This is a genomic window from Isoptericola sp. NPDC060257 (assembly GCF_042726645.1).
Classification (GTDB): Bacteria; Actinomycetota; Actinomycetes; order Actinomycetales; family Cellulomonadaceae; genus Isoptericola; species Isoptericola nanjingensis.
This window is the reverse complement of the sequence record NZ_JBHXAW010000322.1, coordinates 1-4,555: the sequence shown is the minus strand read 5'-3', so window position 1 is coordinate 4,555 and position 4,555 is coordinate 1. Positions and strand designations below refer to the sequence as shown.

The 4,555-nt window shown below is 75.8% G+C and carries 5 protein-coding genes; 2 read left to right on the top strand and 3 right to left on the bottom strand.

Going from position 1 to position 4,555, the window contains the following annotated elements:
- The 3 genes from ACFWEK_RS19140 to ACFWEK_RS19130 all read right to left on the bottom strand — a co-directional run.
- On the bottom strand, positions 1-1,103 hold a 1,103-nt coding region (locus tag ACFWEK_RS19140; protein ID WP_430555067.1), incomplete at its 3' end, for a family 20 glycosylhydrolase.
- A gap of 155 nt (positions 1,104-1,258) precedes the next feature.
- Positions 1,259-2,938, bottom strand: coding sequence for a hypothetical protein (locus tag ACFWEK_RS19135; RefSeq protein WP_430555066.1), 1,680 nt, complete (start codon positions 2,936-2,938; stop codon positions 1,259-1,261).
- A 101-nt stretch (positions 2,939-3,039) separates the two neighbouring features.
- Positions 3,040-3,246 carry a hypothetical protein gene (locus ACFWEK_RS19130; RefSeq protein ID WP_430555065.1) on the bottom strand — a complete coding sequence of 69 codons (207 nt, stop codon included), beginning with the start codon at positions 3,244-3,246 and terminating at the stop codon, positions 3,040-3,042.
- Between the two features lie 6 nt (positions 3,247-3,252).
- Between ACFWEK_RS19130 and ACFWEK_RS19125 the strand changes: the two genes are divergently transcribed.
- Together ACFWEK_RS19125 and ACFWEK_RS19120 are read left to right on the top strand one after the other, a co-directional pair.
- Positions 3,253-3,795, top strand: coding sequence for a sugar O-acetyltransferase (locus ACFWEK_RS19125; RefSeq protein ID WP_430547219.1), 543 nt, complete (start codon positions 3,253-3,255; stop codon positions 3,793-3,795).
- A gap of 67 nt (positions 3,796-3,862) precedes the next feature.
- Entirely contained in the window at positions 3,863-4,504 is a 642-nt protein-coding gene (locus ACFWEK_RS19120; protein WP_430555064.1) for a hypothetical protein, read from the top strand.
- Positions 4,505-4,555: the final 51 nt, after the last annotated feature.

Sequence of the window (4,555 nt, the reverse complement as noted above, 5' to 3'; positions counted from 1 at the left end):
ATGATGAACCGGGCGCCCGCGTGCGCCGCGGCGACGAAGCGCGCGAACTCCTCGCCCTTGGGCTCCCAGTACTGCAGCAGCGTGCCGGGCTCGACAGGGCCCCGGGCGCCCTCCTGCCAGAAGATCGGCGTCTTGCCGTGCTCGCGCACGATGCGACCGGCGAGCTCGACGAACTTCGCGAACTCCTCGACCTCCATGGTGTGGACCTCGTCGCCGCCCACGTGGACCCAGTCGCCCCGCGTCATGGCGGCGACGTCGCCGATCACGTCGCGCAGGAACGGCTCGGTGGCGGGGTTGTCGAACCAGAGGCGCGAGAAGCCCACCTCGATGCCCTCGTACGGCTCGGTGGGCAGGCCGTCCTTGGTGAGCGCCCCGTAGACCTGCGTGGCCGCGTTGATGTGCCCGGGCATGTCGAACTCGGGGACGATCGTCACGTACCGTGCCGCCGCGTACTCCTGCAGCTCGCGGAAGTCGTCGACGGTGAGGAAGCCGGCCGTGCCGCCGCCGACCTGGCTGTCGGACGCCTTCTCCAGCTCGGGGCGCGACGGCGTCTCGATCCGCCAGCCCTGGTCGTCGGTGAGGTGCAGGTGCAGCACCCGCAGCTTGAACGCACCGACCAGGTCGACCACGGCGCGGATGTCCTCGGGGCCGAACCAGTGCCGCACGACGTCGAACGACAGCCCGCGCCAGCGGTACCGCGGCGCGTCGTGGACGACCACGGCGGGCACCTCGCGCGCGCCGCCCGCCGCGGCGGCGGGGACGAGCTGGCGCAGCGTGCGCACCGCGTGCAGCAGGCCGACCGGCTCCGGAGCGGTGGCCTCCACGCCCGCCGTCGTCACGCGCAGCGTGTAGCGCTCGGGGCTGTCGGAGCCCTCGGGTCCGGCGGCGTCGTCGAGGCGCAGGACGACCGGCGTGGCGCCGTCCGGCCCGGCGGGCTCCCGGCCCGGCACGGTGTCGACGACGCGCACGCCCGCCGCCGCGAGCTGTTCGGCCGCGACGGCGGCGAGGGCGTCGTCGGGCGCGACGAGGCGGGCGACGTCCAGGGCGAGCGGGGCGGCGTCCTGCCCGTCGACGACGGTGGGCCACGGGATCAGGGACAGCACGATGATCGGTCTCCAGGGGCGCGGGTCGACGGCACCCGGTCGGCGCCGACGGAGGATCGAAACGTTACGTTAGCGATCCTGCCGAATCGATCGAACCCCTGTCAACGACGCCGTCCGACCGCGCCGGACCGCACGCGACGGCCAGGAGGTGGCGATCAGGAGGTGGCGATCAGCACCGGCGCCGGGTCGGTCGGGACGACCGCCCCCGCCGCCCCCGCCGCCGGACCCGACCACCCGAGGTGCACGCCGTCGGGCAGGTCGGCGCTCACCTGGTTCCACACCCACTCGCCGGTCGTGGCGCCGCCGGTCAGGTCGGCGAGGACCAGCACCTCCACCTGGGACACCGAGCGCAGCAGGGACCGGTCCGGCACGGACTCGGGTCGCGTCTGGTGCACGACCAGCAGCGCCGGCGGAAGACCCTCCCGCGCCACGAGGTCGGCCAGGTACGTGGTCACGTCGTCGAGCTCGTCCACCGTCATCTGGTGGGACGTCGTCGCGGCACCGTCCCCGACCCGGGACTCGGGGTGCAGGGCGACCCCCACCCCGGGCGTCCGCAGCAGCGGCTCGGCCGCGCGCACCTGCTCGACCACCGGTGCCGGCCCGGCCCCGACGTCGAGCAGCACGTACACCCCGGCGTCCCGCGCCGCGTCGACCAGCGGGCGCAGCGCGTCCACGTCCTCCTGCGTCACCCAGTCGCCGTCCTCGCCCGGGCCGCTCGCGGTGGCGCTGACCGGCAGCACCAGCGTCGGCACGACGGGGGCGTCGGCGGCGTCGTCCGGCGCGTCGTCGCCCGGCACGTAGGCGGCGGCCGCGGCCTGCGCCCGTGCGACGGCGGACGCGGGCTCGTCCCAGACCGACCCGTCGACCGCGACGTAGCGCGCCGGCAGCAGGTGCTGCGACCCGGTGGGCAGCAGCGCCGCCCGCTCCGCGGCCGCGACGCGCCAGGCGAAGGTCCCGGCGTCGCCGAACGACCGCCCCACCCCGACGACGGTGAGCGCCTGCGCGCGGTCCACCGTCTCGACGACGCGCGCGGACGCGAGGTCGCCGCCGGGCACCTCGGTCGTCACGGCCCCCGCCGCGCGCAGCGAGGCGATCGCGGCCTCCTGCCCCTCCTGCGGGTCGACCAGCGCGAGCACCTCGCGCAGCAGGCGGGGCGCCCCCTCCGTCCCTCCGGACGCGGAGGGGGACGCCCCCGGGCCCCCGCCGAGCAGGGAGTCGAGGCTGTCGACGAGATCCTCCAGGTCGTCGTCCTCGAGCGTCGGGCCCGCACCGTCGCCCGTGTCGCCCTCCCCGCCGGCGACGTCGGGGCTGGCGGTGATCGCCTGGACGCCCGCGGCGTCCGCGACCTGGCGAGCTGCCGCGCCCGGCTCCGCCTCGGCGCCCTCGTCGGCAGCGCCCGAGGCGTCCGTGCCGTCCGCGGCATCCGCGGCGGCGTCCTCAACCCGCGCGTCGCCCGTGACCACGACCGCCGCGCGCGCGCCGAGCCGCTCGAGCTCCTCGGCGACCCCCGTCCCGGCGTCGTCCGCCAGCAGCGCCGGGGCGTGCACGGCCACCGCCGTGGCAGCGAGGGCCTCCCGCGCTCCCGCGTCGTCCGCGTCCGCGAGGACCACGACCTCCGAGCGCGCGAAGACCGTCTGGCTCGTCGTGAGGGCGAGCTCGACCGGGTCGGCCGCGTCGAGGAGCACCGTGTGCGTGGACAGGTCGCGCACCGCGACCGCCGGGGCGCCCGTCGACGGGCTCGCCGTCTCGCCGGGCGGCGAGGCCGCGCAGCCGGTGAGGGCGAGTGCACCGGTCAGGAAGGCGGGCAGGACGAATCGGACGTTCCGGAGGGGCACGCCCCTCATCTTTGCGCATCCACCGACCGCTGGTCGACGACTTCCACCACCTCGTCACATGCGCGCGGCGCGATCCGGCCCGGCCTCGGGCGCCGTGCAGGTCAGGCGTCGGCGAGCGGCGCCATGATCTCCGCGTACTGCCGCCGCTGCGCGGCGGAGAGCGGCCGGCGCAGTCCGTCGAGCGTGGAGTCCGTGCGCACGCCGTCCGCGTCGACGACCGCACGGCCGTCGTGCGGCTCGGCGCCGCACCGCGCCCGGCCGCTCCCGGCACGTCGTGAGCGGGAGATGTCGCACCCGCCCGGCACCATCGAGGCATGCCGAGCGACCTCCTCCTGCGCATCCACGGCCCCGAGTTCCGGGCCATGTCCGAGCGGGTGCTCCGCGCCACCGAGCTCACCTCCCGCCTCAACGTGCTCCCGTTCGACGACGAGGCGGGCAAGGCGGAGCTCTTCGAGCAGATCCTCGGTCGTCCCGTCCCGCCGAGGACGACGATCTACCCGCCCTTCTACACGGACCACGGCCTCAACCTCGACCTCGCCGACCGGGTGTTCGTCAACCAGAACTGCACCTTCCTCGACTACGCCGGGATCCGGCTGGCCGAGCGCGTCATGGTGGCGCCGCGGGTCACGTTCATCACCGTGGGCCACCCGGTCGACACCGACGACCGGCGGGTGTGGCTCACCGGCGGCCCGATCCACGTCGAGGAGAACGTGTGGATCGGCGCAGGCGCGACCGTCCTGCCGGGCGTCACCATCGGGCGGGACTCGGTGATCGCCGCCGGGTCCGTCGTCGCCGACGACGTGCCGCCCCGGAGCCTCGTCACCGGCGGCAAGGCGACCGTGCGACGTACGTGGTGAGCCCTCCCGCCGGGTGAACTGCGTCCGGGCGGTTGAGGTCGCGCGCGACGGTTCCTAGTCTGCTGAGGTGTCCGAAGCGGACCGAACAGACCCGAGCACCTCGCGACGCCGCCTGCGCCGCGAGGCGTGGGGCTTCGCCGTCGGGTCGTCCTGCTTCCTCGTCGGGGCGCTCCCGCCGTACGCCGACGCCGTGGGCGCGGTCGGGGCGGGCGTCACGTTCGTCGTCGGGTCTGTGTTCTTCACCGCGGCGGCGTTCGTCCAGCTGAGCCTCAGCGGCCGCCGCCCGCCGCGCGCGGGCACGCACCCCGCCGACCGGTGGGACTGGTGGGCCGCCGCGGTCCAGCTCGCCGGCACCGTGTGCTTCAACGTGAGCACGGTCGCCGCCCTGGCGGCCGCGGTCGACGACCCGGCTCGGCTCGGCGCCGGGTGGAAGCCCGACGCGTACGGCTCGGTCGCGTTCCTCGTCTCGTCCGCGTTCGCGATCGTCGCGACCCGCGACCGCGGGCACCTGTGGGACCTCGACGCCCGCACCTGGCACGGTACCTGGCTCAACGCCGTCGGCTCCGTGGCGTTCGCCGCCTCCGCCGTCGGGGCGTACGTGGAGCCGTCCACGGGCACCTACCTCAGCGCGTGGTGGGACCAGGCCGGGACGCTCGTCGGGGCGCTCTGCTTCCTCGTCGCGGCGCTGCTGTCGCGTCGCACGGCCTGACCCAGGACGCGTCCGAACGCGCCCGGGAACGACGAAGGCCGCCGCACCAGG